Genomic DNA, 25,391 nt, shown 5'->3' with positions numbered 1-25,391 from the left:
CTAGAACACCTTCACAGGTTAGGGCAAGATTCTAATTATGGATTGTTGGTTCAGAAAAAGCGATCTGGAATAGGCTTTAACGGACCGCTTTACTAGTGGCGTCTAAGATTACCATTTCCGGTCCTACTTTTCGTACCGAACGCCAAGAGACTTCTACCTCAGGCCCTTTTTTGCGAAATAGTGAATTCTCACTCGGGATATAGAGCGATAATATTTGACCAGTAGCAGGATCAAACTCAAGATCAGCATGATGCAATGCCCCTAACTTCTGTCCATTTTCAATATCAATGCATTCTTTCTCGATAAACTTACTCCAGCGCATATCATATCCCCCTTTCTCCTATCTATATGGACAAAGGGAGTGCTTTACGATTTGTATATGAAAATAACTTGGCCAAGGTTCGAATTGAATCACACAATATCTAAGAAAAATAAATACAGAGCAGTCCAAAAGCGACGCTCTGTATCGTACAGGTCTTCCTAGTAATACCAAAGTACCAATGGAATACCGAAATGGGTATATTTGTCATTTATTGCAGCAATTTCTTCATCATTTAGACGTCCGATGTATCGGTCTACTTTATGAAATGGAATATCAACCGATCCATTCAAAAAGTGTTGATACATCTGGGGATTATTACGAATATAATCTACCACATTAAGAAAAAGTCTTGCTGCCATTCTGTGAGCATATTCTTCTGTGTCTGTTGCATCTTCTTGCATCGTTCTATATAGGTTCCGTGGTTCCTTTAATGCCTTATCTAAGTCTCCGATCGACACTAATACATACATGATTGGTGTTGGCATATGTGCCACCTCCTAATTTTTTACTAGGCAGTGACACAAAAGGAATCCCTTTTGATCCCGCCTAGCACATGAAAGAGCCAAAATAAATTTAGCTGGCTTCTTCCATGTGCTAGACGAGAGCGAAGGTCTGTACCTCTCTATTATATAAGAAAAGGCTTTCAAAAAAACAGTAATTAATAAGAAAGTTTTGCAAACGAATATAAACTAAAAATGAGTAAAAATTTTCCCTCCCATTCAATAGCTTCACATCCGATTCATTTTGTTGCTGCTCCATAATCGGTAATCGTGATTTTCACATCGAGATTGATCGGCACTTTACTAAATTGTTCATCCCAATCTTTTTTCACCTTCTCCCATACTTTCGGATTCTCCATTTTCAAACGAGTTCCGAATCCAGCAACATCAACACGATATTCCGCTTGTATTTTTCCTAGTACATTCGTAACTAATCGCTTCACTTCTTTTTGAGCAGCTTCTTCTACCATTTTTAGAAACTTATTATCAGTTGGGTCTCCCTCATTCACCCAATTTTCCGATAATCTTCCTTCTGATTCCATCTTCACATCAAATGATATTTTATCTCCCTTCACATGAGGAATGATTGTGCTCTTCATGGACTCGATTTCGTATATAATGAGCTGTCTCGTCTTTTGATCAACGGTTTTTAAAACACCACCCTTCCCTTCACCTGTTAGCCATGTTAATCCGTCTAATTCCGACTCGTTCAAAAAGCCACTCAGCTTTTTGGATTTTCCATTGACCACAGCTGCTCCTGCAAATTTTACTTCACCATTCGCTGCTATTACATTTTGCAAAAGGAAACTGGAGTCTGATGGAAGCTTCCCTGCTAATTTAGCAAGCGACATGGGGGGTAAAATCCGTAACGATCTAAAGCGATTATCAACGATTCCAAGTAAACGAAACGCTGGTATATCTCCTGGTTGCTTCGATATTAACGTTTCGCTAGCTCGTCCCTTACTAATGAAGACCAGACAACTTGGTCTTACTTTATTATCACGGAAATACTGATCCAATATTTGTTCCATGCTATATGTTCGTACCAGATCTTCTCCCAACACAATCACTTTTAAATGTTGACTGAGCAGAGGATGGTCACTTCTCAGTGATACTTCATGGGCAAGTTGTTGGACTAAATCTCCTGTTTCCAAGATGTTGAGATAGGACTTTTTCTGTGATCCACCTTCTTTTTTTGACCCTGCTGTTTGTGATGGAATAACTTGAAATGTTTGAGTGATTATGTCTCTTCTAGGATAGCCCCCTCCTTTTTCCGTAATTTCTCTCTCCACCTCGGACTCCACACCTATATCCATTGCTACTCCTGGAGACAAACTTTGATCTTCGATTTCTTCACTGCTCCAGCACCCTGTCAGTGGAAGAATCAAAAAGAACCATAAAAAGATCAAAAGAAACCGTCCCTTGCTCTGACTTGGCATGTTCTCCCTCCTTTCATCTCGTACCATTTCAGAAATTGTTTCAAAATAGCTCATTTTAAATTTGAAAAGAGATGAATCTCACTTTGATGCTGCTCCATAATCGGTAATGGTGATTTTCGCATCGAGGTTGATGGGTATTTTACTAAATTGTTCATCCCAATCTTCTTTCACTTTCTCCCACACTTTTGGATTCTCCATTTTCAAACGTGTTCCAAATCCAGCAACATCAGTACGGTATTCCTTTTGCATTTTTTCTAATACATTCGTAACTAATTGCTTCACTTCTTTTTGAGCAGTTTCTTCTACCATTTTGACAAATTTACTATCAGTAGGGTTCCCCTTATTTGCCCAATTTTCCGATATACGTCCTTCCGACTCGATTTTCACATCAAACGACATTTTGCCCCCCTTCACATGAGGTATAATTTTGCTCTTCATTGACTCGATCTCGTACATAATGAGTTGTCCTGTCTTTGGATCAACGGTTTTTAGTACGCCACCCTTCCCTTCACCTGTTAACCAAATTAAACCTTCTAATTCCGATTCATTCAAAAAACCACCCAGCTTTTTTGATTTTCCATTGATCACGGCCGCTCCTGCAAATTTTACTTCTCCATTAGCCGATAATACAGTTTGCAAAAGAAAACTAGACTCTGCTGGAAGCTTGCCTGATAATTTAGCAAGTGTTATAGGTGGTAAAAGTCTAGATGATCTAAAGCGATTATCGACGATTCCAAGCAAATGAAATGCTGGTATATCTCCTGGTTGCTTCGATTCTAACGTTTCGCTAGCTCGTCCTTTGCTGATGAAGACCAAACAGCTTGGTCTAACACCATTATCTCGGAAATACTGATCTAGTATTTTCTCCATACTAACTGAACGAACGAGATCTTCTCCCAACACAATTACTTTTAGGTGTTGACTAAAAACAACTCGTTCACTTCTCAATGCTACTTCCCTAATCGATTGATGAATAGAGTCCCCTGTTTCCGAAATGTTAAGATAGGGTTTTTGTTGTGAAGCCCCTTCTTTCTTCCCTGAACCTGCTAGTTGAGGTGGTATAACTTGAAAAGTTAATGTGATTAAGTCGTTTTTAGGATATCCCCCTCCTCTTTCTGTTAGCTCTTTTTCTACAACAGATAGCTCAGCTATATCAATTGCCACCCCTGGTAATAAACTCAAATCTTCAATTTCTCGACTGCTCCAGCAACCTGTAAGAAACAAAGCATACAGTACGCATAACCATACTAATAGAAACCGTTTGTTATTAGGATTTTGCTCCATTTTTTCTCTCCTTCCATTTTGCTCCTATTAAAAGGAGTAACGGTAGGACACCAAACAAATACAACGCACCATTGCCCACTATATCTCCTAGTTTAAATAAATCATTCGTATTTTTGGGGATCATTGCTATGAGGTAAATAACTGGAAGCAGTCCGTATATAAATGGACGAATGTCTCTTTTGAACACTTGAGCCAATCCCAGAGAAGCAGCATAGTAGGTAATCGTAAAGGTGGAAAATATTTGCATAATCCATATTACCAACAACAAAGACTCAAACCTCTCAAATACCAAACCTTGTACTTCAAAACTTCGCATCAGGTCTATCGCTGGCCACGTTCTCGTGACTACCCCGTCTACAGAGAATGCCCCAATAGACATCACGATGGTTATCACATACATAATCATCGGAATAAAAATTCCAATCATAACAGCTTGTATGCCCTTGTTTGGTTGCTTCATAAAGGCTACAAGAAGCAACATTATTTCCGGACCCAAATAGGCAAGAGCCGTAGTTTTTAATCCTTTTAGTACAGGTGATACTCCCATACCTAATACAGGACGCAAATTATCTAATTCAAATATTCCAAAACTCATAAAAGCAACCAATAAAAAAATGATAACCGTAATCGGGAAAATTAAGTCAAACAAACGGGCGATCGGGTTCATTCCATCTATGATTAGATAAAATCCTACCCACATAAATGGCATGATGATCGCCCAAATCGGAGTCCCTTCCAACAAAAAATATTCTGTTACTTCTGCCATTGTCCGAACTTCAAAGGCAGAGAGTACGAAAAAATAAATAATCGTAAGCAGACTAAGTAATCCACCCAGCCATTTCCCAACAATTTCTTGGTTGTATTGATAAAATGTTTTTTCGGGAAACTGTTGACTTAATTTCACTATGACAATCCCTACAATCAACGCAAGGAGACCACCTATGATAATAGATATCCAACTATCTGGTGTCTGGACTTTTTCCGTAGCGGTTCTTGGTATTGTTAAAATTCCAGCTGCAAGTATGTAATTGATGATCACAATAGCTGCTTGTGAAGTGGCAATTTGGTCGTTTGTTTGAATTTGAGTCACGGGTCCACTTCCTTTCCTCAAAAGCTATCTTTTACGTATCGGATCTTTGGATTGCAGTATCTTTGGACGACGTTTCATCATTTGAAGTGGTAAACGAACTAAGAAATCTTTCCAGTCACTAAATTGATATGAAATAGCTGGACTTACATACGGTAAACCAAAACTTTTTAGCTTCACCAAATGACTGTAGACCAATAGGAAAAATAGGATCATTCCATACAAACCAAACACTGCAGCCACAAACATGATTGCAAAGCGCAGGACTCGTAATGTAAAACCTGCACTGTATTGTGGAATCGCAAAAGAAGAAATGGCAGTTATCGAGACTACAATGACCATAACAGGGCTGACAATCCCTGCTTCTACAGCAGCTTGTCCAATGATTAATCCACCCACAATCCCTATCGCCGGACCAATCGGCTTGGGTAATCGCAATCCTGCTTCCCGTAAAATTTCAATGGCTACCTCCATGATTAGGGCTTCGATTAGCGAAGGAAAAGGTACACCCTCTCTCGTGCCGATAATAGAAATGGCTAGTTTGGTCGGAATCATTCCCGGATGAAAGGAGATAAAGGAGATATACAATGCAGGAGTAAATAGAGCGATAAAGGCTGCCACAAAACGTAAGATACGAATAAGCGTGCTAGGAATCCAACGTTCATAATAATCTTCGGGTGATTGTAACAACATGCTAAATGATACAGGCACGATTAAAGCGAAAGGTGTTCCATCTAATAAAATGGCCACACGTCCTTCCATCAGTGCCCCCATCACACGGTCAGGCCGCTCTGTACTTTGTACTTGCGGAAAAGGACTAAGGTAGTTATCTTCAATTAGTTGCTCTACATAGCCAGATTCGGGTACATGATCTATATTGATTTTTTGAATTCTTTTCTGAACTTCTTCTATTAATTCTGGATTTGCAATCTCTTTGATATAGGCGATAACTAGTTGCTTTTTTATACGATTGCCTACTTGAAAGTTTTCAAAGGTTAAGTGTTTATTTGCACCCTGTTGTCGTAAAAGAGTTGTATTATCACTTAATAGCTCCGTGAAACCGACCCGTGGACCTCTAACCAATTGTTCTGATATAGGCTCATCAATACTCCTTGATTTTGCTTTCGCTGTTCCGAATATCAGGACATCTGGTGATCCGTCGATCAAAAGCGCAGTGGAACCTGTCAATACTTTTGGTATTAACTCTTTTAGGGTGTGCACTTCTTGTACCGCGCTAATAGACAAGACTTGATTTTGAATAAACTCTTTGGAGACGGTCTCTTTAATAAAAGAAGCTTCTTGTTTATACTCCTTTGAGAAATCCAGCATTAAAATACTCATAATATGTTGATCAATAAAGTCTTTATCAGATAACCCACCTACAAAAATGATCATTGCACGAATACCTGTGCGTCCAATGTTAAACTCGCGAAAATATACATCCGAGTGATGACCTATTTCTTGTCTGATCATTTCCAAGTCCGAGGTGAAATTACCTGTGAAATGACCTTTAGAATAGGGAGCTAAATCTGGAGAAGCGATTCTCCTATTTTGTTCTTGACTTAGAGTGCTATCAGTTTGTGTTGGTCCGATCAACCGCCCTCTCATTTTGAACACTCCCTTCTTCTAAAGTTTGAATCCATTTAAAAAAACTAGATAAAACCAAAGGAATACATAGTACAATCAGAGCTTGCATATAAACAGTCCAGTTTGGAAGATAGGCTATTATTGATTTCCACATTTTTTATCACCTAATAAATCCTTCATAGATCCCTATAGAGACACAGATATAAATCTCTCAAAATCCGATAGACAATCATCATAAATGAGAAAACTTCTGTAAAATTTCTCTATGTACATGTTCATTTTTTCCAATATTTTTTTGCATATGTATCTATTGTTCGTTCTCTTTCATTAATGGATACAAAAAACTCCCCATCAATTAAGATGAGGAGCCCATTTACTCTATTTCAATTCCGTAGCTAACGATCGTTGAGCTTCCAAGATTAAGAGGTCTAATTGTTGGCTAATCGGCAACACACACGGGTCGGTCAATCGAGTAAGTTCTCCTTGAATCGACTGATGAAGATGGTTGCGAAGTTGCTCCAATTCTACATGCACGTCCTTCATAGCAAGAGAAGTACTCACAAATGCTCCACTCCCTCTTAGGATTTGCCTGTATGCCCAAAACCTCCTGCACCACGCTGTGTATCATCTAGTACCTTTACCTCTTGAAGCTTCACTGAGGCAACTTGTTGAAAGACCAATTGGGCAATTCGTTCTCCACGTTGGACTTCAAAAGCCTGCTCCCCTAAATTTAGTAGGATTACCCCAATCTCCCCACGATAGTCCGCATCAATCGTACCAGGAGTATTTAGAACGGTAATCCCATATTTTAGCGCAAGCCCACTTCTTGGGCGTACTTGTGCTTCCAATCCGTTAGGCATAGCAATGGAGATACCTGTTGGAATCAGCCTCCATTTTCCCGGTTCAATCGTAGTTGGTTGAAGAACTGCCGCTGTCAAATCAAACCCTGCTGCACCCGCAGACATTTGTTTCGGCAAAGAAAGATCTTCATTACCTGGAAGTCTACGTAATTCCACATTGTTCATCCGTTATTCCCCCGAAATGCTTTTGGCACTTTCCCCTCAGGAGAAATTAATGCTAGAGACTTAGGAGAAGTAAAGATCTCACTTGCTAGTTGATTTACATCGGATAGAGAAATCTTTTCTACACTCTCGATCACCTCATCTAAGGAAAGGTGCCGACCAAGAAGCAGTTCATTTCGTCCAAGACGACTCATCCGATTATTGGTACTCTCCAACCCAAGCATCATACTTCCTTTGAGCTGCTCTTTTGCTTTCTTTAGCTCTCGTTCCGTAATTCCATTTACAGCGACTTCTCCTACTGTCTCTTCAATCAGCTCACAAACTTCTTCTGTCTGATTAGGAGCAGTCCCTGCATAGATAGCAAAAACACCAGTTTGGCGATGAGCAGAATGATATGAGAAAACAGAGTAAGCTAGACCTCTTTCTTCCCGAATTTCTTGGAAGAGACGAGAGCTCATATTGCCACCCAACACGTTATTTAAGAGGATTAACGAATGAATACGTGAATCTCCAATTGGCAGACCCGGAAACCCGTAGCAAATATGGGTTTGCTCAGTCTGTTTTTGTTTCGTCACGGTTGTAGGAGTAAAAACAGGAGATTCTGGTTCTACCTCACTAGCAACTCCCTGATGCACAGCAAAAAGATCCTCGATTTGTTTGAGGAAATCACCTGGTAAATTGCCAGCCAGTGAAATGACCACATTTCTAGGATGATATTCTTTATTACGATATGCTACTAACTGGTCGCGAGTAATAGAATTAACATTATCTACTGTCCCAATAACAGGAGCACCGATTCGGAAACCTTGCAAAGAGACTTCCGAGATCAAATCATGAATGAGATCATCTGGAGTGTCCTCTACCATTCGAATCTCTTCGATGATTACCTTTTTCTCTTTTTCTAATTCAAGCTCATCAAAGCGAGAATGGAAGAACATATCTGCTAAAATTTCCAAAGAGGTGGCAAAATGTTGATCTAACACTTTTGAATAATAGCAAGTGATCTCTTTGGAAGTAAAAGCATTGACATGGCCACCAATCTCATCAAATGCTTCTGCTAATTGGCGAGCAGTTCGTTTGTCGGTTCCTTTAAACATCATGTGTTCTAAAAAATGGGAGATTCCATTCTCAGAAGCTATCTCTTTTTCCGAGCCAGTGCCAATCCAAATCCCCATGGCAATAGAGCGTACATGTGGGATTTGTTCAGCCACCACTCGTACTCCGTTGGCTAAAGTATGTCGAACAATCAATGGAAACCTCCTTATCTGTGTAACCGAGCTTAAGAGGCAATGACCTCATCATATCAGAGGAGGAAAAATCTCTCAATCTATATCCACTCGGTTTGGAGAAAGTAATTCTCCTACTGGCATCGGCTTTAAGCCCTTTTTCTTTATTTCTTGGATTATTTGAGGTAAAGCAACCACGGAGCGATCAGTAGGATGCATCAAGATCAGGGATCCTGGTTCCAATTTAGAAGAGATTTTTTGCACCATCGACTCAGGAGTGGTTGATTTCCGCCAATCCACTGTATCTAATGTCCAGAGAACGGTATGCATCCCTTGTTTCCAAGCGTTATCTACGACAGTTTGATTAAAATCACCAGCTGGTGGCGCAAACCAAATGTTCTCTAGCTGTAGTGTTTCTTTAATCAGTTGTTTTGTCTTCCCAATCTCGCTCTCTATTCTCTCTTGGGAAATTTGAGACATCAGGGGGTGGGAATAGGCATGGTTCCCAATCTCATGTCCTCTCACAACCAATTGCTTTGCCATATCCGGGTTCTTCTTTAACCAAGAACCATCTAAAAAGAAGGTGGCCTTTACTTGTTCTTGATCCAAAATGTCTAACATTTTGGGTAAGAATTCTGTCCCCCAAGCCACGTTGATCATGATCGAAGCGGCCTTCTTCTCTTCAAAACCACGATAAATCGGATAGGCACCTAAGTCCTTTAAATTCATTTTAGGGGCGATTTCGCGATAACGCCATGTCAATTTTTTCTGCGGATTAGATAACGTTGCTTTATAAGTAGCCTCCACATCAACCTCACGCCCGTTGTAACCTGGAATTGCCTTCCAAACGCGATCTACTCGTGCATCAACTGGCGCCTTTTTCCGTTTTTCTGATTCTGATTTTATTTGTTCTAATATTTGCTCATTCGGATCTAAAAAAAGACTAACTGATAGTTCCTGCTGTTTTTTCACACTTTCGATAAATACATCAAGTGGTGGAAATTGTAAGAGGAGTACTCCAAGTAAAGCGCAAATAACCGTCGCCACCATTTGATATTTTGGTCTAGACATAGCTTGTCACCTCGTCTTACTATATGGTCACACAAAGCTGTCTAGACCTATAAAACAAAACTTCATTCAGTGGGGATTCTATCATCTCTACTGAATGAGCAAATCATTATTCATTTTTTTATATTCCATTATCCCCTAGCTTCGTTTGTTTTCACCAAACTGGAAGTAGGGTTCTTGTCCTTTAGAACGGTTACATAATTTCCTTATGTATGAATGAAAGAAAACGATAAAAAAGAGACAGATCTCTCTGGCTCTTTTGCTTCGACTTGTTGTTACTCTTTGGTTACTTCCCGTTTTATTTGTTCTTCTTCTTTTAAGAGGGCTTTGCGAGACAAGTTGACGCGACCTTGATCATCAATCTCCGTTACTTTTACCTGGATTGAGTCTCCTACGTTCACCACATCTTGTACTTTAGCAACACGATTCACATCCAACTGTGATACATGTACCAAACCTTCTTTTCCAGCAAAGATCTCTACGAAAGCACCGTATTTTTCCACACGTTTTACCGTACCGAGATAGACTTGACCTACTTCTACTTCACGAACCAGATCTTCAATGATCTTTTTCGCTTTCATGTTCATTTCTTGATCCGATGAAGCAATGTAGATCCGACCATCTTGTTCAATGTCGATTTTTACTCCGGTCTCTTCAATGATTTTGTTAATCACACGACCACTTGGTCCAATTACATCCCGAATCTTATCCGGATGAATCCGCATCGTGACGATTTTTGGAGCAAATGGAGAAAGTTCTTTACTTGGCTCGGAAATCGCTGCTTCCATATTATCCAGAAGTGCCATCCGAGCTTTTTGTGCCTGGGCAAGAGCACGTTCGAGAATAGGACGATCAATATCGGTAATCTTGATATCCATTTGGAGCGCTGTCACTCCATTCCGGGTACCTGCAACCTTGAAATCCATATCACCAAGATGATCTTCCATGCCTTGAATATCGGTCAAAACACTTACTTTATCTTGCTCTTTGACTAGCCCCATCGCAATACCAGCTACTGGTGCTTTAATTGGAACACCTGCATGCATCATTGCAAGAGTAGAAGCGCAAATACTTGCCTGGGAAGTAGAACCGTTCGATTCCAACACTTCCGAAACCACTCGAATGGTGTAAGGGAACTCTTCTTCTGAAGGGATAATCGGTTCAAGTGCGCGCTCTCCTAATGCACCATGTCCAATTTCACGACGACCAGGTCCACGCATTGGACGAGCTTCTCCCACACTATATGGAGGGAAGTTGTAGTGATGCATAAAACGCTTAGATTCTTCTAGATCCAAACCGTCTAGAATCTGAACATCTCCCAATGCACCTAGAGTACAAACGCTCAATACCTGTGTTTGCCCGCGGCGGAATAAACCGGAACCATGGGTACGTGGTAAGATATTGATCTCACTAGAAAGGGCACGTATTTCATCAATCGTACGACCATCAGGACGTTTTCCCTCTTCTAAGATTAGACGGCGAACTTCCTTTTTCACAATGGAATCGAGAACTTGATAAATCTCTTTTTGCTTCTTTTGGAAAGTATCTTCATCTAATTCTGCTTGAAGAATTTCTACTGTTTCATTCTTCACAGCGTCAATCGCATCTGCTCGTGCTTGTTTTTCAACAACCTGAATAGCAGAAACCATTTTTTCTAGTGCCAACTCATGAACTTTTTGTTCAATCTCTTGATCAACACGATAAAGCTCGGGCACCATTTTCTCTTGTCCTACTTCTGATACCATTTTCTCTTGGAATGCAACTAAACGCTTAATCTCTTCATGACCTTTTACGATCGCTTCCAAGATAATTTCTTCTGGAATCTCTTGAGAACCAGCTTCAACCATGTTGATACCATCTTTGGTACCAGCAACAGTCAAGTGAAGATCTGATTTCTCCATTTGTTCCACAGTTGGGTTAATGACAAGCTCTCCATCAACACGACCTACGATCACACCTGCAATTGGTCCTGAGAATGGTATGTTAGACAAGGATAAAGCTGCGGATGCGCCCACCATAGCGGCTATTTCCGAAGAGCAATCCTGATCTACTGACATTACGACGGTTACGACTTGTACTTCATGACGAAAACCATCGGGAAAGAGCGGACGAATAGGACGGTCGATTAAGCGACTCGCCAAGATTGCTTTCTCACTAGGACGACCTTCTCGTTTAATAAAGCCTCCTGGGATTTTCCCAACCGCATACAAACGTTCTTCATAGTTTACGGTCAGTGGGAAGAAATCTAGATCTTTTGGTTCTTTAGAAGCAACGACAGTGGCAAGGACAACCGTCTCTCCGTAACGAACCATAATAGATGAATTTGCCAGATTGGCATATTTCCCAACCTCAAATGACAACTTTCGACCGGCTAGTTCCGTCTCATAAATAGTAGGTTCCATGGTGTATTTCTTCCTCCTCTCATACAAAGACAACATTCATTACTTCTTCATGTTTTTATTATTTCCTGCAAAGTGCTTTTTCAACGCATATAGAAAAAAGCGGGGTTTCCCCCGCTCCCACCTATCGACGCAATCCAAGACGTTCAATCAGTTTACGATAACGAGTGATGTCTTTGTTCTTAAGATAGTTAAGCAAGTTACGACGATGCCCAACCATTTTCAGAAGACCGCGACGAGAATGGTGATCCTTTTTATGCTCTTTCAAGTGAGAGTTCAGTTCATTGATGCGATAAGTAAGCATCGCGATTTGAACCTCTGGAGAACCAGTATCACCTTCGTGCGTTTTGTACTCGCTGATGATTTCACGCTTTTTATCAAGAGTTAAGCTCATGAATTTCACCTCCTATTATACCTATCCCCTCATTCCCAGAAGATCGGCGAGGCACTCGATCTACCGCGAACAAGGTTCTTAAGGACTACCGAAGTATTATATCAAAAATAGATTCAAAAAGACAATGCCTAGTCTTTAATAGATCTGGAAAGGCACCTGTTTATTCGCTTGAGCTTCTTGCTTAATCCAATCATCAGCAGTTTTGCGATCTTGGTTTATTTGGGTTTTTAGATGTTCAAAAGAAGGGAAACGTTGCTCTTCTCGAAGGAAGTGCAACAAATCTACCACGAGTTCTTTACCATATAAATCAAGATCCTGAACTAGCAAATGTACCTCTATACGAATGTCTGGCTCCGTATGGGTAAAAGTGGGCCGTATTCCCACATTCATAATGCCAAATGACCGTAGTTGAAGATCTGGAACCCAGACGTCGACAATATATACACCTAGTTTAGGATAATAGTATGGTTGCTCTAAACGAATATTGGCAGTGGGAAAACCTAATAGTCTCCCGCGTTGATCTCCTGGAATGACGTTTCCCTTCACTCGATAAGGTCTCCCCAACATATCTCTGGCAAGAGCAATTTCTCCATTGCTTAATGCGGCTCGTATCCGTGAGCTGCTGATAGGCTGGTCTTGTTGCATGATAGGAGGAACCGTAACCGTTTCAAATCGATTCTTCCCCAGAACCTGAAGATCATCTGGTGTACCAGTAGCATATCGGCCAAAGGTGAAGTTAAAACCCGTCGAAACACCTGTTACACATAAAGGAGACAAGATTTCATCTAAAAATGCTTCTTTACTTAAAGAGGCAAACTCTGGAGTAAATTCTACAATAAATGCTTTGTCGATCCCATGCTGCTCAAACAACGATAGTTTTTCTGGTATCGGAGTCAGATAGCGAAAAGCTTCCGGTTGTTTACCTAGTACTTCTTTTGGATGAGGGTAAAAGGTCATTATTCCGAGCTGAGCACCCTGTTGTTCTGCTAGACGCTTTGCATTTTCCAATACCCCAATGTGGCCTAGATGGACTCCATCAAAAAAACCTAGAGCAACCACAATTGGGGAGTCTAGATGAGCAGTTGATTGATAAGGATGACGAAGATGAATGGTTTCCATTATTCCACATCCCGAAACACTTTTTCTGGAATAAGCAGTCCTTTCTCTTTCTCCCGATATAATGCCAAAAATCTACCTGTGTCAGAAAAGATACGAATCAAACCGTCTTTTGTCTCAGGTGGATCTTCTACTTGAAGAGCTTTTCCATTCAAGACAGCAAACTCCTGTGCTTCTGACACTATCATTTTGGAAAAAGTAGATACTGCCTCCCCCATGCTGTGTAGTATGCTTTGCCAGTCTCCTGTATTCGCTACTGTTTCTATTTGTTCTAGAGTGACGCAATCTTCCAGAGAATATGATCCACTTTGAATCCGTATTAGATAGCTCATATGAGATGGGAGGTCTAACTTTTTGCCTAGATCCACACAAAGCGTACGAACGTATGTACCTTTCGAACATGTAACTGTGAAATGAATGGTTGGTTTTTCTCCCCTGTCCATCCCAAGAAATTCGAAATCATAAATTTGAACCCTTCGGGCTTTACGCTCAATTACTTCGCCTTTTCGCGCCAATTCATAAAGTCGTTTCCCATTCACTTTAACGGCCGAATACATTGGAGGTACTTGTTCAATCTCCCCTACCATACTTTTCATTGCATAGACGATCTCAGACTCAGTAGGTAGATTGTGGATTGCTACTTTTTCTATGACCTGTCCTGTCTGATCCTCTGTATCCGTAGCGGTCCCTAAGGTAACAGAGCCACGATATTTCTTTGGCATGTCTTGGATATACTCTGCTAATCTAGTTGCTTGCCCTAAACAGATTGGAAGCACGCCTTCCACTTCTGGATCGAGCGTGCCTGTATGTCCAACCCGTTTTTGTTTCGCAAGCCGACGGATCTTCCCCACAATATCATGTGAGGTAAATCCTTTCGGTTTTCGAACCGGTAAAACACCATGTAACGTCATTTTGACCGGTCCTCCCAAGCATTTTCTACCACTTTCACCACACGACTTGCAGCCTCTGCTAGTGGTTCATCTAATGTACAACCTGCAGCTCTAGCATGTCCTCCACCATGAAACTGTTGGGCAATTTTGGCTACATCTAATTCCGAACGAGACCGTAAACTTGCTTTTACTTTCCTATCACGTGTCTCTCGAAACATAATTCCTACCTCAACGCCTTCAATTCCACGAGCATAGTTGACAATTCCCTCCAAATCATCCTCTGTCGCCTCACAATCTTGTAAGTCCTGACGGGAGACCTGAAGCCAAGCTACTTTTTTACTCGGAGAAAGTTGCAATGTTTCCAAGGCTTTTTGCAAGATCTTCAGTTGGGCAAACGTATTAGTCATCAATACACGATCCGCAATTTGAGCACCTGGAACTCCAATCTCAAGTAATCTCGCTGCTTGTCGTAGCACTTCTGGTGTGGTGTTTGGATATTTAAAGCTACCTGTATCAGTCATAAGACCAGTATAGATACAAGTAGCTATTTCTAAGGTGAATTCCAATTCTAGGTACTCTACGAGTCGATATAGTAACTCTACTGTTGCAGCAGCTTCAATGTCCACATAGTTGGCTACTCCAAATAAATCATTGGTTGAATGATGATCGATATTGCAGATCTTCACTCCTGGAGCATATAATTCTGCAACATCCCCTACACGTAAACGATCCCCACAATCCAATGTAATCACATGTGAGAATTGCCTACCAGACAAATCATGAAGTAACCGAATTTCATTGGAACCGGGTAAAAAACGAAATCTTTCTGGAACATATGATTCATTTACCAAAGTGTAACTTTTACCCAATTGACGCAAAATGCCTCGCATTGCCAACGTAGATCCGATTGCATCCCCGTCTGGATTGACATGGGCCACAACTAAAAAATGATCCGATTCTTGTAGAAACTTTTGTATTTCCGCTAAAGAATTGCCGGTCTTACTCATTTCGTACTTCCTTCTTTATTCACTTCGTGAAGAAGACGATTAATATGTTCACTGTGCTCCAATGAAACATCTAGATGAAAGATAATTTCAGGTGTATGTCTCATTTTGACGCGCTTTCCAATCTCCGAACGAATAAAGCCTTTTGCTTTTTCCAGCCCAGCAAGGGATGCTTGTTTTTCCTCATCCTTACCAAAGATACTCACAAAAACGTTGGCAATGGAAAGGTCTCCTGTCATCTCTACTCTTGTGACAGTGACAAACCCAATACGTGGATCTTTTAACTCACGCTGTAGAATTTCGCCTAGTTCTTTCTTGATCTGTTCGCCGACACGGCTCACTCGGATGCGGGCCAACGCCGACACCTCCTCCGTGTTTTACACAAATGTAATATCAGATTCGTAAACTTCCAGTTCGCTATGATCCTCTACTAACATCAAGACTTGCTGAAGCTCACGCTCGACCATCTGTCGATTACTTCCCACGTTGACAAAAGCCATGCGAGTCCACTGACGATCATCCTGATAGTCGACTTCTGACACGGAAAGGTTCCATCTTTTACGTGCTCGGTCAAGGATACTCTGGATTACACGTCTTTTATCTTTGAGGGAGACGGAGTGACCGACTCTCCCTCTAATCTCTAATAAACCAATATAAGCGACTATGCGCGCTTCACTTCCTCTTGAATAAATGCCTCAATTACATCGCCTTCTTTGAGATCGTTGTAGCCTTCCACAGTAAGTCCACACTCAAACCCTTTGGCGACTTCTTTGGCATCATCTTTAAAACGCTTTAAGGTGTCCAATTTGCCCTCATGAATAACAATACTATCTCGAATAACACGAACTCCAGCATCACGAAGTATTTTTCCATCTGTTACATAACAACCCGCGATCGTACCAACTTTCGAAACCTTGAACGTTTGTCGAACTTCGGCTGTACCGACCACTTTTTCAACAAACTCAGGATCTAAGAGACCTTTCATTGCTGTTTCAATCTCTTCAATCGCATTGTAAATAACACGATGCAAACGGATGTCTACTTTCTCTTCTTCTGCAAGCTCTCTAGCAATCGGTTCTGGACGAACGTTAAATCCGATTATGATCGCATTGGAAGCAGATGCCAAGATAATATCCGATTTGGTAATCGCACCTACACCAGAGTGAATGATCTTCACTTGTGCACCTGCGACTTCGATTTTTTCAAGTGAGCCTTTCATTGCTTCAGCAGAACCATTCACATCTGCTTTGATAATGACATTTAGCTCTTTTACTTCTCCTTCTTGGATTTGCTTAAACAGATCATCCAAGGTTACACGATTTTTGGAACCACGCTCTACCTCACGGGCTTTTATAGCACGTTGGTCTGCAATGGAACGAGCTTTCTTCTCATCATCAAAGACGATAAATGGATCTCCCGCATCTGGCACATCTTGAAGACCTAAGATCTCTACTGGCATAGATGGAGGAGCTTCCTTAATTCGGCGCCCACGATCATTGATCATTGCACGAACTTTCCCAAATGCATTTCCAACTACTACTGGATCTCCAATTTTGAGGGTACCATTTTGAACCAGAAGTCGAGCAATAGCACCGCGTCCTTTGTCTAGCTCAGATTCAATGACAACACCACGTGCCCGTTTATTTGGATTGGCTTTGTACTCCTGAACTTCTGAAACTAGCAAGACCATCTCGAGAAGATCATCGATACCAGTACCTTGCATAGCAGAGACCGGTACAAAAATGGTATCTCCACCCCAGTCTTCGGATACCAAGCCATGTTCGGTCAATTGTTGTTTGACTCGGTCAGGATTTGCATCTGGTTTATCCATCTTGTTCACAGCAACAATAATAGGACATTCAGCAGCTTTCGCATGGTTAATTGCTTCCACTGTCTGTGGCATTACACCATCGTCTGCTGCTACTACCAAGATCGTAATATCAGTAACTTTTGCACCACGTGCACGCATGGTAGTAAAAGCTGCGTGACCAGGTGTATCCAAGAATGTAATCTTCTTACCGTTAGTTTCTACTTGATAAGCACCAATATGCTGGGTAATTCCGCCTGCTTCGCCTTCTGTTACTTTCGATTGACGAATTTTGTCCAAGAGCGTAGTCTTACCATGGTCTACGTGCCCCATAATGGTAACAACTGGTGGACGTTCGAGGAGATCTTTCTCATCATCCACCTCTTCGATTTCATCAATGTTCGATTCGTCGAAGATCTCTTTATACTGTACTGTTACACCAAATTCATCCGCAATTACTGTCATCGTTTCGACATCAATCTCTTGGTTGATTGTAGCCATAATCCCATTCGCAATCAGTTTGCGAATTACTTCGGCAGCCTCTTTACGAAGTAGTTTAGCGAAGTTGCCAACTGTCTCTGGACCATTTACGGTAATCTCTTTTGGTAATACAGGAGCTTGTTTTTCTTTTGGAGCTTGGTGGCGATTGTTTTTTCCTTTGCCACGACGGTATTGATTGGACCGGTGTTCGAATTCGCGACTTTCATCTCGAAACTTGGTAGAAGATTCCCGACGATTCCCTTTTGGGCGTCGGGAATCTGGACGACCAGTGTCTTGACTAACAATTGGAGCACTAGTTGTTGGACGGCCTCCACCTTGTCCTTGTGGACGTGGGCCACCTTGTCCTTGTGGACGTGGGCCACCTGGGCGTCCGCCTCCACCTTGTCCTTGTGGACGTGGACCACCTGGGCGTCCACCTCCGCCTTGTCCTTGTGGACGTGGGCCACCTGGGCGTCCACCTCCGCCTTGTCCTTGTGGACGTGGGCCACCTGGGCGTCCACCTCCACCTTGTCCTTGTGGACGTGGGCCACCTGGGCGTCCACCTCCACCTTGTCCTTGTGGACGTGGGCCACCTGGGCGTCCACCTCCACCCTGTCCTTGTGGACGTGGGCCACCTGAGCGTCCACCACCTCCGCCTTGTCCTTGTGGACGTGGGCCACCTGAGCGTCCACCTCCACCCTGTCCTTGTGGACGTGATGGTCGTCCTTGACCTTCTCGTGATCCAGAACCGGATTGTCTTTGTCTCTCTCCCTGAGGTCTTGTCTCCTGATTATCCGATGTTTTGTCTGGAGATTTACCCTCTTTCACTTGATTCATGTATTGCTCCACTGATTTCCTCATTCCTTCATCCATCACACTCATGTGATTGTTCACTTGGACTCCCATCCGATCGAGCATGGAAATCACTTCTTTGCTGCTAATTCCGTTCTCTTTTGCATACTCATAGATTCGCTTCTTGGTCATTTCTTCACCCCCGTCTTATTCAGATCGCGAGCTTTTTAGCATCCGAGCAAAACCCGCATCTGCAATCCCCAGTACGACTCGTTCTGCTTTCCCTACAGCCAGCCCTAGTTCTTGCCGTGATCCGTAACGTAAGATCGGGACTTGGTACGATTGACATTTGTCCATAATCTTCTTGGCGGTATTTCTCGATGCGTCTAACGACAAAATGACCAATTCTGCTCTACCCGACCGTATTTCGCGTATTACTAACTCTTCTCCTGTAACAACTTTCCCAGCTCGCATTGCAAGGCCTAACTTCTGGAGAAAGTTATCCTTCAATTGCGTGACGACTCACATATTCTCTGAGTTCTTCGTAAACAGCTGGGGGAATCGCTACTTGAAGGGCACGTTCCAATGCTTTTTTCTTTTGTGCCAGCTGAATATATTCTTCTTTGGCACAAAGATAAGCACCTCTACCAGACTTTTTTCCAGTTGGATCCACTACCACTTCATTTTCAGGAGTACGTACAATACGGATCAAGCTTTTTTTTGGAAACATCTCTTGTGATGCTACACATTTTCTCATTGGGATCTTCTTTTGTTTCATTACTAGCTACCCCCACTAGATCGAAAGGAAGCCCTTACTCTTGATCTTCTTGTTCGATGGAAGGAGCCAACTCTTCTTCCTTCGTTGGAACCTCTAACTCATCAGTTACTTCATCCGCTTCCGACTCGCTTTTGATATCAATCTTCCAGTTCGTCAATTTCGCTGCTAAACGAGCGTTTTGTCCTTCTTTTCCAATTGCTAAAGATAGCTGATGATCAGGTACGATCACTCGAGCCATTTTTTCCTCTTCAAATACCGTGACAGAGGTTACTTTAGATGGGCTAAGCGAACTGGCAATCCATTCTGACAGATCTTCCGACCAGCGAACGATATCAATTTTTTCGCCACCAAGTTCATTCACAATCGTTTGCACCCGAACTCCTTTATGACCAACACACGCTCCCACTGGATCTACATTTTCATCAATGGAATGAACTGCCACTTTGGAACGATAGCCAGCTTCTCGAGCTACGGAGCGAATTTGGACAGTACCATCAAATATTTCAGGAACTTCCAATTCAAACAAACGACGTAATAATCCTGGATGAGTACGCGACAAGGAAATCTGAGGACCCTTTGTAGATTTTTCGACTTTGGTGATAAATGCTTTGACACGGTCATTATGTTTAAAGCGTTCGTTTGGCATTACCTCATTATGTGGGAGGATTGCTTCCACTCGCCCAAGGTCGACATAATAATAACGTGCATCTGCACGCTGTACGACACCTGTTACAATATCTTCCTCACGGTCGATAAAATCGCGATAAATAATGGAACGCTCGGCTTCCCGAATACGTTGGGTTACCACTTGTTTCGCAGTTTGGGCAGCAATACGACCAAAATCTGCTGGGGTAACCTCAATCTCTACAATATCATCTAATTGATAGGTAGGATTGATTTCTTTCGCAGAATCAAGTGAAATCTCCAAACGTGGGTCCAATACTTCTTCTACCACGTTTTTTCGTGCAAATACTCGAATCTGTCCACTATGGCGATTCATATCGACTCGGACATTCTGGGCAGAATGAAAGTTACGCTTGTATCCTGAAATCAGCGCTGCTTCAATTGCCTCAAGTAAAACATCTTTGCTTATTCCCTTTTCTCTCTCCAGTTGATCAAGGGCCTCGATGAACTCAGCATTCATCGGTCCTAATCCTCCCTTCGGTACCTAAAAAACAATCGCTAGTCGCGCCTTGGCTATTTTGGAGCGTGGTATTTGAATCACATGACCATTATCATTTACACTAATATGATCGGTTTCTACCAGCTCTAAAAGGCCTTCAAACGCTTTTTTCCCCTCAATTGGTTCGTAAGTACTTACATGCACATTCTTTCCGATGGCACGTTCAAAATCAGTTTGTTTTTTTAAAGGCCGTTCTGCACCAGGGGAAGAGACTTCTAATATGTAAGCTCCCGGAATGGGATCCTCACGATCTAGGATATCACTTACCTGTTCACTGATTCGACTACAGTCGTCTAAGTCTATCGGCTTGTCTTCATGATCCATAAATATGCGCAGGAACCAGTTTTGACCTTCTTTTTTATACTCGACTTCGACCAACTCAAAACCATCTTTTTCTAAAATAGGTGCTACGAGTTGTTCTACCTTCTCTGTGACATGGCGGCTCATGGCCATACCCCCTCAACTGAGCCAAAATATGAGAAGAGTGGGTTTTGCACCCACTCTTCTCGTTCATCTCAGTATAGCCAAAAAGATTATAACACAACCATTCAAAACTGCGCAAATCCACTATCTTTCAATGGCAAAGCAGGTTTAAGATGGAGAAAAAGATTCGAAAGGAGAACAAAGATGGAGAAAATATTTTCCTATATTTCGAAAGATTACCAATTACCTGTACAGGAATTATCCTTATCTGAAAAGAGAGAAGTAGAAAATAGACTACAAGATCAGTTTTTTTCTTCTTCAATGATATTCCCTCTTTACTTACACAAAACATCAGGCCAAGGTATTTTGCGATTAGATGGTTTGGATGCTTGGAATAAAGCACTAGAATATTTACAACAACGAGAGACGTTGATCTTTTTTGATCGCACGGATGAACAGCAAGCCCTTTCGTTATTTGCCATTCTACCTGATTCACGTCTATCACAGGTATTAGAAGAGATACCGCTTACCAATCTATACTTTACGGATCGAGATACAAGTTTCTTTTTATGTTGGAGTGATATGGAACAACTTTACCTCTGGGGAGGAGCGAGAGACTGGTTTTTGGAACATATGGAGTATCTAAAAAAATAACGAATTATTAGATAATATCTTACAGCTGAAGATGTAGTCCCATCCAAATTGTATCATCATAAGTTCCATCCATATTGGAAATTTCCTCCTTAAGACGCCCCTCTTCTTGGAATCCAAACGACTTATACAGATGAATAGCCCCGACATTTTGAGCCATTACCCTAAGACGGATCTTTCGTAGATCTGTCTTTTTCGATACCCAAGTTAGTAATTCTCCCATTAATTTCCGCCCGATTCCTTTATTTTGATAACTTGGTAAAACGGATATTCCAAATTCCCCAACATGTCTGGTACGTTTCCATTTTTCTCTGCTTAGATTTAGACTACCAACGATTTTCCCGTCAGCAACTGCTACCAACAAAATACCCATTTCTTTTTGTTTTTCAATCCAAATTTCTTCTTGCTCAATCGTTTTAACCTGCAGTTCATCAGGAAATCTAGGCAGATAAGGACTATTTGCTAATACTTCTTGGATACAGGCAAATAAGGACACAGCATCTGTTTTGTTAGCTTCTCGTATTACGATTTTGATAATATTCCCCCATTTCAAAAAAACAGCAGAGTCTCGTTCGCTCTGCTGTTTTTTCGTATTTGTATTCAATTATTGTATTTTGACATTCCATTAAACTTCTTTTAACCTAGCTTGAATGATATACCTCTCTGGCGCTGAACCAATCCAATTAAATGGATAGCAGGTAGTAAGAGTGAGCAACTTTTCCCCTGGATGTGGCACAATTACCGTTCGGTCTTCGTCATCTACAATCCAGGTTTTCTCAATTGTATAGGTGAATAATCCCGCTCTAGTTTTTACAAGTAACGGATCCCCTATCTTTAGCTCCCCTGTTCTACGAAAAACGGTATCTCGATGTCCACTTAACACACTGTTATTTTCTTCTCCAGGCAAAGCGCTTTTTCGGAAATGACCTACGCCTTTTTCCAACTCTTCTGCATCTGTTCCCTCGACGATCGGTAAAACAGCACTTAACTTAGGAATAATCAGTTCTCCTACCGATTCTCCCACTTTAGGACGAACAGGATATAATGGTCCATCTTTAGTGGTAGCAAGTTTCGGTGCCTGCTTAATGGCATCTTTTACAGCCTGATCTCCATGTTTGCCTAATGTAAGTTGAGGGATAAATTCATAAAGAGAGTAACCGAGCATAGCCAAGCCTACCACCATGAGCAGGAGAGAAAAATTCTTCATTTGGAAGATTTACGTCTCAGAAAAGCACCGACTGCTGCTAACCCAGCACCAACTAGGCCTACCAAAGGCAATGGGGATGCAGTATCTGGTAGCTTTTCTCCAGTTGTAACTGGCTCAGGAGTGATTGGGTTAGTCACTTCAACTGGTTCTGGAGTGGTAGTTTGGGTGCCATCATTTCCTACAACGTTGTCACCGCCGCCGCCGTTATTTCCGCCGCCGTTATTTCCGCCGCCGTTATTTCCACCGCCGTTATTTCCACCGCCGTTATTTCCACCGTCGTTATTTCCACCGCCGTTATTTCCGCCGCCGTTATTTCCACCGCCGTCACCTGGTTCTTCTGGATCTGGATTATCTCCACCACCATCTCCTGGCTCCTCTGGATCTGGCTCTTCTGGATCTGGCTCTTCTGGATCTGGCTCTTCTGGATCTGGCTCTTCTGGATCTGGCTCCTCTGGATCTGGTTCCTCTGGATCTGGCTCCTCTGGATCTGGTTCCTCTGGATCTGGCTCCTCTGGGTCTGGCTCCTCTGGATCTGGTTCCTCTGGATCTGGCTTCTCTGGATCTGGTTTTGGATCATCTTCGCCTAGGATATTAACAGCAACTTTCACTTTTGCTTTTACTTCTGGGGCTTTCGATGTTTTCACAGATACTTTGACAGAAGCAGAAATTGTTTGTTCTTGTTTTGGTTCTGCTTTTAATAACTCTTCTGGAGTTACCTCTGTATTAGCTAAAACAGTAGGATTGAGTGCTAGCAAGGAAATGCCAAAAGCAACCATTCCGGTAGTGATTTTTCCTTTTTTAGTCAAATTATTGTCCCCCTCTTCTATATAAATCAATATTCAAAGATAAATTATTTTACCTCATTTTAATATTATGAAAGGGGGAATTTGCTGTCAAATGAACATTTTCGCAATACTGGTGAATAAAACCATGAAATTTTTGTCACAAAAATTAGTTATGGATACTCCATTTTTATATAAAAAAACTAGGCTTCCATCGGAAACCTAGTTAATAAAATTTACTTATCAGTTTGCAAAAGTAACTCTGGCACTTTTCCTACTACTTCCTCAGGAGCGCATTCAGTAGCTTCCCCTGTACGACGGATTTTCAATTCGACAATCCCATCTTTTGCCTTGGTTCCCACCACAACACGCACTGGAATCCCCAACAAATCAGCATCTTTGAATTTCACGCCTGCACGTTCTGCTCGATCATCGAATAGTACCTCATATCCAGAAGCACGCAATTGCTCATACAAATTTTCTGCAACCCGTAACTGCTCCTCGTCCTTTGAATTGACTGCAACCACATGTACTTGGAATGGTGCCACAGACGTTGGCCAGATAATTCCATTCTCATCATGAGACTGTTCTACAATTGCTGCCAATACACGAGAGATTCCGATACCATAGCATCCCATAATAAAAGGTTGTGTTTTTCCATTTTGATCTAAGAAGGTTGCTTTCATGGAATCACTATATCTTGTGCCCAATTTGAAAATATGGCCAACTTCCAGTCCTTTTGCAAATCCTACTTCTCCACCACAGCGTGGACAAACATCGCCTTCTTGGATATTTCGTAGGTCTGCATATTGATCGACTTGGAAATCACGACCATCTACTGCATTTACATAGTGATAGTCGCGTTCATTGGCTCCAATGATAAAAGAAGAATGCGCTAATAATGCTTGATCAGCAAGTACCTTCATTTTTTTCTTTAGACCAACAGGACCTAAGTATCCGATCGGACCTCCACAAAACTCTTGGATAGTCTCTTCATCAGCCATTTCTACTACACTTGCATTTAATAGATTTTTTACTTTGACATCATTTACTTCATGATCTCCCTGAACTAATACCATGACTGGCTCACCATCAACGAGAAATACCATCGTTTTGACAGTTTGAGACTCTGGTAATTGGAGAAATTCTGCTACATCTGCAATAGTTGCAGATCCAGGAGTAGCCACCTTTTGCATCTGCGCTTCATCAGGATCTGCTTTTGCGGTCTGTTGAACTACTTCAGCCATCTCAACATTAGCTGCATAGTCACAGGCTTTGCATATGACGATTGTATCTTCACCAGCATCTGCGAGAACCATAAACTCATGAGTTCCCTTACCCCCGATAGCACCCGCATCCGCTTCTACCGCACGGAAATCCAGACCACATCTTGTAAAAATATTTACATAAGCTTGATACATTTTGTCATACGTCTCATCCAATGAATCCCGATCCGCATGAAATGAGTATGCATCTTTCATAATAAATTCTCGTCCACGGAGCAAACCAGAACGAGGACGACGTTCATCACGGAATTTGGTCTGAATCTGATATAGGGTGAGAGGTAGTTTTTTGTAACTACTCCACTCATCACGTACTAAATCCGTTATCGTTTCTTCATGAGTAGGTCCAAGCACAAAAGCTCTTCCATGTCGATCTTGTAACTTTACTAACTCAGGACCATAGTTTTGATACCGTCCTGTCTCTTCCCAAAGTTCTGCTGGATTCATTGCAGGAAGAAGAACTTCTTGTCCTTCAATGCCATCCATCTCTTCTCGAACGATCTGCTCAATTTTACGAAGAGAGCGTTGAGCTAAAGGTAAATAACTATAGATTCCTGCAGCAAGTTGGCGAATCATACCGGCACGTAATAATAATTGATGACTCATCATCTCCGCTTCGCCAACTGTTCTAAGTGTAGGAATCAAAGCGTGTTTCTGTCTCATGCTG

General features: G+C 41.8%; 27 protein-coding genes. 1 reads left to right on the top strand and 26 read right to left on the bottom strand.

All coding sequences use genetic code 11. From position 1 onward, the window contains the following. Positions 1–76: 76 nt before the first annotated feature. From VJ09_RS16605 to rimP, 22 genes are all read right to left on the bottom strand, one after another. Positions 77–322 carry a YlmC/YmxH family sporulation protein gene (locus VJ09_RS16605; protein ID WP_044642706.1) on the bottom strand — a complete coding sequence of 82 codons (246 nt, stop codon included), beginning with the start codon at positions 320–322 and terminating at the stop codon, positions 77–79. A gap of 158 nt (positions 323–480) precedes the next feature. After that, positions 481–807: a hypothetical protein gene (locus VJ09_RS16600; RefSeq protein WP_044642705.1), complete on the bottom strand. Its 327-nt coding sequence runs from the start codon at positions 805–807 to the stop codon at positions 481–483. Positions 808–1,061: 254 nt separating this feature from the next. Continuing rightward, a complete protein-coding gene (locus VJ09_RS16595; RefSeq protein WP_044642704.1) occupies positions 1,062–2,261 on the bottom strand; it encodes a Ger(x)C family spore germination protein in 1,200 nt (399 codons plus the stop codon). A gap of 78 nt (positions 2,262–2,339) precedes the next feature. Further along, positions 2,340–3,545: a Ger(x)C family spore germination protein gene (locus VJ09_RS16590; RefSeq protein WP_044642703.1), complete on the bottom strand. Its 1,206-nt coding sequence runs from the start codon at positions 3,543–3,545 to the stop codon at positions 2,340–2,342. Then, positions 3,529–4,626, bottom strand: a complete 1,098-nt coding sequence (locus tag VJ09_RS16585; RefSeq protein ID WP_044642994.1) for a spore germination protein — start codon at positions 4,624–4,626, stop codon at positions 3,529–3,531. The genes VJ09_RS16590 and VJ09_RS16585 overlap by 17 nt, the downstream gene beginning before the upstream one ends. Before the next feature lie 33 nt (positions 4,627–4,659). Then, positions 4,660–6,240, bottom strand: a complete 1,581-nt coding sequence (locus tag VJ09_RS16580) for a spore germination protein (protein ID WP_082050628.1) — start codon at positions 6,238–6,240, stop codon at positions 4,660–4,662. A 357-nt stretch (positions 6,241–6,597) separates the two neighbouring features. Beyond that, positions 6,598–6,780 carry an aspartyl-phosphate phosphatase Spo0E family protein gene (locus tag VJ09_RS16575; protein WP_044642702.1) on the bottom strand — a complete coding sequence of 61 codons (183 nt, stop codon included), beginning with the start codon at positions 6,778–6,780 and terminating at the stop codon, positions 6,598–6,600. Between the two features lie 17 nt (positions 6,781–6,797). After that, positions 6,798–7,244 carry a dUTP diphosphatase gene (dut, locus tag VJ09_RS16570; RefSeq protein WP_044642701.1) on the bottom strand — a complete coding sequence of 149 codons (447 nt, stop codon included), beginning with the start codon at positions 7,242–7,244 and terminating at the stop codon, positions 6,798–6,800. Beyond that, positions 7,241–8,491, bottom strand: coding sequence for a M16 family metallopeptidase (locus VJ09_RS16565; RefSeq protein ID WP_044642700.1), 1,251 nt, complete (start codon positions 8,489–8,491; stop codon positions 7,241–7,243). Before VJ09_RS16565 ends, dut begins: the two co-directional genes overlap by 4 nt. Before the next feature lie 72 nt (positions 8,492–8,563). Beyond that, complete coding sequence (locus VJ09_RS16560) at positions 8,564–9,538, bottom strand: polysaccharide deacetylase family protein (RefSeq protein ID WP_044642699.1); 975 nt, start codon at positions 9,536–9,538, stop codon at positions 8,564–8,566. A 272-nt stretch (positions 9,539–9,810) separates the two neighbouring features. Next, complete coding sequence (gene pnp / locus VJ09_RS16555) at positions 9,811–11,937, bottom strand: polyribonucleotide nucleotidyltransferase (protein WP_044642698.1); 2,127 nt, start codon at positions 11,935–11,937, stop codon at positions 9,811–9,813. 121 nt (positions 11,938–12,058) lie between these two features. After that, positions 12,059–12,328, bottom strand: coding sequence for a 30S ribosomal protein S15 (rpsO, locus tag VJ09_RS16550; protein ID WP_044642697.1), 270 nt, complete (start codon positions 12,326–12,328; stop codon positions 12,059–12,061). A gap of 135 nt (positions 12,329–12,463) precedes the next feature. Then, entirely contained in the window at positions 12,464–13,447 is a 984-nt protein-coding gene (gene ribF / locus VJ09_RS16545; protein ID WP_044642696.1) for a riboflavin biosynthesis protein RibF, read from the bottom strand. Then, positions 13,447–14,355 carry a tRNA pseudouridine(55) synthase TruB gene (truB, locus tag VJ09_RS16540; protein ID WP_044642695.1) on the bottom strand — a complete coding sequence of 303 codons (909 nt, stop codon included), beginning with the start codon at positions 14,353–14,355 and terminating at the stop codon, positions 13,447–13,449. Before truB ends, ribF begins: the two co-directional genes overlap by 1 nt. Further along, complete coding sequence (locus VJ09_RS16535) at positions 14,352–15,341, bottom strand: DHH family phosphoesterase (RefSeq protein WP_044642694.1); 990 nt, start codon at positions 15,339–15,341, stop codon at positions 14,352–14,354. The genes truB and VJ09_RS16535 overlap by 4 nt, the downstream gene beginning before the upstream one ends. Next, positions 15,338–15,694: a 30S ribosome-binding factor RbfA gene (rbfA, locus tag VJ09_RS16530; protein ID WP_044642693.1), complete on the bottom strand. Its 357-nt coding sequence runs from the start codon at positions 15,692–15,694 to the stop codon at positions 15,338–15,340. Before rbfA ends, VJ09_RS16535 begins: the two co-directional genes overlap by 4 nt. Positions 15,695–15,715: 21 nt before the next feature. Further along, entirely contained in the window at positions 15,716–15,991 is a 276-nt protein-coding gene (locus VJ09_RS18180; protein ID WP_044642692.1) for a DUF503 domain-containing protein, read from the bottom strand. Between the two features lie 8 nt (positions 15,992–15,999). Further along, complete coding sequence (gene infB / locus VJ09_RS16520; RefSeq protein WP_044642691.1) at positions 16,000–18,609, bottom strand: translation initiation factor IF-2; 2,610 nt, start codon at positions 18,607–18,609, stop codon at positions 16,000–16,002. Between the two features lie 15 nt (positions 18,610–18,624). Then, positions 18,625–18,927 carry a YlxQ family RNA-binding protein gene (locus VJ09_RS16515; protein WP_267904322.1) on the bottom strand — a complete coding sequence of 101 codons (303 nt, stop codon included), beginning with the start codon at positions 18,925–18,927 and terminating at the stop codon, positions 18,625–18,627. Then, entirely contained in the window at positions 18,917–19,195 is a 279-nt protein-coding gene (rnpM, locus tag VJ09_RS16510; protein ID WP_044642690.1) for an RNase P modulator RnpM, read from the bottom strand. Before rnpM ends, VJ09_RS16515 begins: the two co-directional genes overlap by 11 nt. Before the next feature lie 34 nt (positions 19,196–19,229). After that, on the bottom strand, positions 19,230–20,339 hold the full coding sequence (gene nusA, locus VJ09_RS16505) for a transcription termination factor NusA (RefSeq protein WP_044642689.1): 1,110 nt from the start codon (positions 20,337–20,339) through the stop codon (positions 19,230–19,232). 24 nt (positions 20,340–20,363) lie between these two features. Next, a complete protein-coding gene (rimP, locus tag VJ09_RS16500; RefSeq protein WP_044642688.1) occupies positions 20,364–20,825 on the bottom strand; it encodes a ribosome maturation factor RimP in 462 nt (153 codons plus the stop codon). 180 nt (positions 20,826–21,005) lie between these two features. Here rimP and VJ09_RS16495 point away from each other — a divergent pair, with 180 nt between their 5' ends. Next, on the top strand, positions 21,006–21,455 hold the full coding sequence (locus VJ09_RS16495; RefSeq protein ID WP_044642687.1) for a hypothetical protein: 450 nt from the start codon (positions 21,006–21,008) through the stop codon (positions 21,453–21,455). Positions 21,456–21,474: 19 nt separating this feature from the next. On the opposite strand, the gene VJ09_RS16490 is transcribed toward VJ09_RS16495, so the two are convergent. The 4 genes from VJ09_RS16490 to VJ09_RS16475 form a co-directional block, all read right to left on the bottom strand. Then, positions 21,475–22,056 carry a GNAT family N-acetyltransferase gene (locus VJ09_RS16490; protein WP_052807471.1) on the bottom strand — a complete coding sequence of 194 codons (582 nt, stop codon included), beginning with the start codon at positions 22,054–22,056 and terminating at the stop codon, positions 21,475–21,477. Positions 22,057–22,077: 21 nt separating this feature from the next. After that, the gene (locus VJ09_RS16485) at positions 22,078–22,617 is read right to left on the bottom strand and encodes a class D sortase (RefSeq protein ID WP_044642686.1); all 540 of its coding nucleotides are present in this window, start codon (positions 22,615–22,617) and stop codon (positions 22,078–22,080) included. Positions 22,618–22,655: 38 nt separating this feature from the next. Continuing rightward, on the bottom strand, positions 22,656–23,465 hold the full coding sequence (locus VJ09_RS18745) for a hypothetical protein (RefSeq protein ID WP_187118729.1): 810 nt from the start codon (positions 23,463–23,465) through the stop codon (positions 22,656–22,658). Positions 23,466–23,677: 212 nt separating this feature from the next. Continuing rightward, positions 23,678–25,387 carry a proline--tRNA ligase gene (locus VJ09_RS16475; protein WP_044642685.1) on the bottom strand — a complete coding sequence of 570 codons (1,710 nt, stop codon included), beginning with the start codon at positions 25,385–25,387 and terminating at the stop codon, positions 23,678–23,680. Positions 25,388–25,391 lie beyond the last annotated feature (4 nt).

The organism is Risungbinella massiliensis, from assembly GCF_000942395.1.
GTDB classification, from domain to species: domain Bacteria; phylum Bacillota; class Bacilli; order Thermoactinomycetales; family Thermoactinomycetaceae; genus Risungbinella; species Risungbinella massiliensis.
Note: the sequence above shows the minus strand (reverse complement) of the source record. Positions and strands in the feature narration are given on the sequence as shown.